This window comes from Endozoicomonas sp. YOMI1 (assembly GCF_024606345.1).
GTDB lineage: Bacteria > Pseudomonadota > Gammaproteobacteria > Pseudomonadales > Endozoicomonadaceae > Endozoicomonas.
Genome location: NZ_JAHHPM010000376.1, coordinates 1 through 4,442, shown reverse-complemented (window position 1 = coordinate 4,442; position 4,442 = coordinate 1). Strand labels below are relative to the sequence as shown.

At 37.7% G+C, this 4,442-nt stretch carries 1 protein-coding gene; it reads left to right on the top strand.

Translation table 11 applies throughout. The features are described from left to right. Window positions 1-401 precede the first annotated feature (401 nt). A complete protein-coding gene (locus KDK15_RS13545) occupies window positions 402-4,241 on the top strand; it encodes a hypothetical protein (RefSeq protein WP_257295919.1) in 3,840 nt (1,279 codons plus the stop codon). Window positions 4,242-4,442 lie beyond the last annotated feature (201 nt).

The following is a 4,442-nucleotide window of genomic DNA, read 5'->3' as shown; positions in this document are numbered from 1 at the left end:
CCTCGCTACGGGCGCTATTCTCGGACAGCCTCCTAGGAGGCTGTCCGAGAATAGGCTGTTAAGCTTTCATGATTCCGGGCAGAAACAGAAAATACTGTCTGTGACAGGGGGTGTTTGTAACACTCCATGTCACCCTCTGCCCCCTTTCTATAAAATTGAACTCGTTGGCCAAACCAGCCATTGGGAACTTTCTGAAATTTTGGAATTCTAATACCCAAAATAATACTGATGTAATTCAGTTTGCTCTTTTATAGATGCCAGCATCGCTGATACACACCAAAAGCAGCAACCATCTGCTATAAAACATTTTTAAAGCAGACATGCAGATTGAGTGCAAGTTATTGCATTTCTTAATGATATTAAGCGATGTACACGCAATAATCAGAGAAAAGTCGGGACTCATGGATATATCCGCAGCCAAGCAGGAATTTTTCATTGCAAAAGCCTCTCAGAAAAAAGAGCCTGGAGGTCATGATGGAAAAAAAAGATACGCAATGGGCTATGCACTAGAGTACAATTCTTCGACCAATCCAAGAAAACGTCACAATACCTCTCAGAACTCAGATCAACTACCACATCATGCAAAGGTATTGAAAGCACGTAAAATGTCCAAGCCCGCAGCAGTGCAGACAGCAAGTCTCCATGGACAAATTTTCACAGATTTAACCGCAAAACCAAGACAGGGTAAGGGAGAGGAAATTTTCGGGGATTTCTGGGATGCTTTTAAAAGTATTTTGGATGCATTCAGTAACCAGTACCAGGGCCGTGATAGCCCCATAAATGAGGAAAAGATACTGGCAGAATGGATGCCAGGCAGAGGTTTAAACAGAGATACTGACAGGAAATTAGTCAAAATAGCCTGGGATAACCGTTTTCACAAAATAACAACTATTAATTATTTGTGGGATCAGGCAAAAAATATACTGCTACGAGGCCTTAACGAGGGTGAAAAGCACTTCTTTTATGAAACCGAATACAGAACCGGTAAAAAACCAATAACAGCATGGGAATGTCTGGATATATTTTTAACACAATACATAAGCCGGAAAGAATGGAAAGTGTCAGCAAGATGTCTCAGAGAGAAGCTGATCTCATCCTTGCAAGACCCAAGACCAACCGAAGCTGACAAGGAAAAAATATGCATTAAACACTGTGACCAATTTCTCAAACCTGAAGATATTGATAGTAAGGGCAAGCTGCTTTTCGATAAATCACAATGGAGTGAAATAGTTAAGCTTATTGCAACATCCTACAAGGATTACAAACCATCCCAGCAGGAAATCATCACACCCAATGTTCATGATATTTTCCATCAGGCACTGAAAGACTTTGTTCAGATAATGCCAGAGATGCCGGGTCCGGATGAAATAGAAGATCTTCATCCGGAAACCGGAGAACCCATAAGAAGAACAGTCGCGACTACTGAATTCAATATAAGTTCACGGGCTAATAAACTGAACTCTGAACAAACGTTTGCCAGATTGATCTACCCACTTGTTCATGCTGAAAAATACGGTTTAACGAAACAGGATATTGAGAAATATGAGTTTCTTTTAGCGGCAGTAATGAATTTAAAGCACTACCATTTTATCGTGGTAGACTTTAGAAATACCCGAAAAAAAGAATTTGGTAGTGAAGAATTATGGAAAATTGAGCATAGATACCACAGTATTTTTCCTTTTCTACTTGCATTTAAACCGGGCGTTAGCTCTATACCCAGTGGTGAAGACCCTGAGATTGGAGAAGATATTGATTACGATGCATTAAAAACCTGTTTTTCTTCAGAAAAAGAAAAACCAAGGTACCATAAAAAAAATAAAGCAAAGCAATCCATTAAAAACTCTGAACCTGATGAGCAAAAAAAAGAACTTAATGAAAACCAGAAATTGATTGAGAGCTTAAGACAGTCAGAAGAAAAGCTACAAGAAGCCAGACAACTGCTGGCAAAAAAAGAAGAGGAAGCCAAAGAAAAACTCACACTAACTAAAGCAAATTATTATCTGACAGAAGAGATTAAACAGTCAAAAGAATCAGTCATATCGTTAGAATGTAGAGTAACATCTCTTACAGAGACCATAAGAATCCTGGAAGAAAAATTAGGCAGTTTTGAAGAAGCGCAAAAAAATATTGAGGAACAATGTAAGAAAAATATAAGTGACATATGCCCACCCCAAAAAGAGACAGAGACAGAGACAGAAATAAAAGAAACAGAAAACCAGGAATTGAGCAACCGATTAAGAGCAATCAAAAAAATGGTAGAATCCATATGTTTAATAAAAAGAGAAAAACAACTAGAGGTATCTAATCTAAAACAGAAGTTAACAGAAAAAGCAAAATCATTTAAAGACACCCTTACTGGCAGAGAGACAAAGATCAAAAAACTTGAAGCAGAGCTTAAATTAGCAAGAGCAGAAACTGAAGCATCCAAAGACATATTATTTGAAAGCAAAGAAAAAACAGAGGAGTTAAAAAGCCACTATCAAAACGAAATCAAAATAAAAACAAAAGAAATAAAAGAGTTAAAAGAAAATTACTCCAAGGAAAAAAATTATCTAGAAGAAAAAATCAACAATCTTATAAAGCAGGAAAAAACAAACCAGGATAAATTAATAAACCTGAAACAGGATCTTTATGAAACAAATATAAAGTTAAAAATTAATAACGATACTTTATATCAGAGCCTAATGAATAAGATTACAGAATCTTCAAAAAAAGCCAAAGCCAAAGAAAAAGAGCTTAAAGATAAAGAAGATGAGCTGACATATCTAAAAGACCAGATTACAGAATACAGAATAAACTCAGAACAGTTAACAGGTAAAGTTAACACCCTGGAAAATAACATTAAAACTTTGGAAAAAGAGAAAGAACTTTTTTGTCAATTACTCAGAGAATCTGAAAAACAAGATAAAAAAATCAAGCTTGAATCCAAAATTACTCACCTCAACCTCAAAAAAGAGCTATTGGATTCTAAGGAAAGAGTTAAAGTTTATGAGAGTGATTTGAAAACAATGAAAGACAAGCAAAGTTCTCTTTTATCTGAATTAGAAAATATCAGATCTAAACTTGCCAGTAAAGAATCAAAAGAAAGTGAGCAATTAATAAAAAAAAAGAAACTGGAAGATAGCCTGGAAGTGAGTAAAGCAAGTATTTTACAGCTGCAAACAGAAGTCAGCACCCTGAAAGAACATAAAGATATTTTAAGTACAGAAAACAAAAAGCTCAATACCTGGTTGACTGAGGTCAGATCAGAGCTTGAACTCTCCAGATTGGCAGAGGAAGCTGTTGCGCAAGATCTGAGCCATGTCAAAGATACCGTGATCAGCCAAGAAGAAATCATTGAAAAGATACGTAAAGAATCTAACCATACACAGGATGAATTGAACAGGGCTCAGGCCAATTTTGAAAAATCATCTGCTCAGGCTGAAAATAGTCATAAAGAAGCTTGCCGACTCCGGGATCAAGTGACTTCATTAGAACAAGTGAAAGCCCGGTTAGAAGATGATTTAACCAAATCACAAACCAGCCTGACCAATTACCAACAGAAGCTTCTGGACTGTCAACACCAACAATCTACCCTTCAGTCTGAAAACAGCCAACTGAAAGACCAAAACAAACATTTTACCAAGCAACAGGCAGCACTGCTGGAGAAAGACCAACAGTTAGAACAATTGCAGAGACAATTCATTTACACAAAAGATCTGGCAAACACGAAATGTCGGAAAGTCGAAGAATTGAAGAAAGAAGTGAATGACCTGAAAACAAATGCTCCTGAAATCAATCAAACTGTCAATCAGCAGTTCAATATACTCCAGATGACGCCTAATCAACTGCTAAATTACCAAAGGAGAATGGAAACACTCCTAAGGCAGAAAGATATGACCATCGATCTATTTCGCGAGATGCTGGCTGCAAATGCACAGGCAGCGAAATCGATGAATACTCCTGCGCAAGAGAGCACAGGGTTAACCTCAAATAACCACAAATCACAACACAAAAGGTTAGCTTTAAATACCTCCATATTACCATTCCCCGAGTTAGATACCCCAACCCTACATACTCCGGATGTTGACACATCGAACTTTGACTCTATTCCCTTACTCTTTGGCATTACCACTGATTTAGACAATGACAATGACAATGACAATGACAATGACAATGACAATATAGTCTCTTCAGAGCCTTCATTTAATGCACCAGAACATACTAACCCGCATTGCCAAAACGCAGATGACAATTATTGACTCCTGGTTCAGAAAAGCGTTTTTACCCATACAATGCACACCCTCGTTCCCCAGGAGGCTATTCTCGGACAGCCTCCTAGCTCTGCGTGGGAATGCATACCGGTAGTGAGCATAAGTAGTTAACCAAATGAAATCATATTTTCTGACTAAGTGGTCAGTCACTCTGCGGCGTTACAACTCCGGTCACATAGCTACGGCTAT

Coding starts and splice junctions, on each gene's coding strand:
- KDK15_RS13545 (WP_257295919.1), top strand. CDS start 402: ATGGATATATCCGCAGCCAAGCAGGAATTTTTCATTGCAAAAGCCTCT.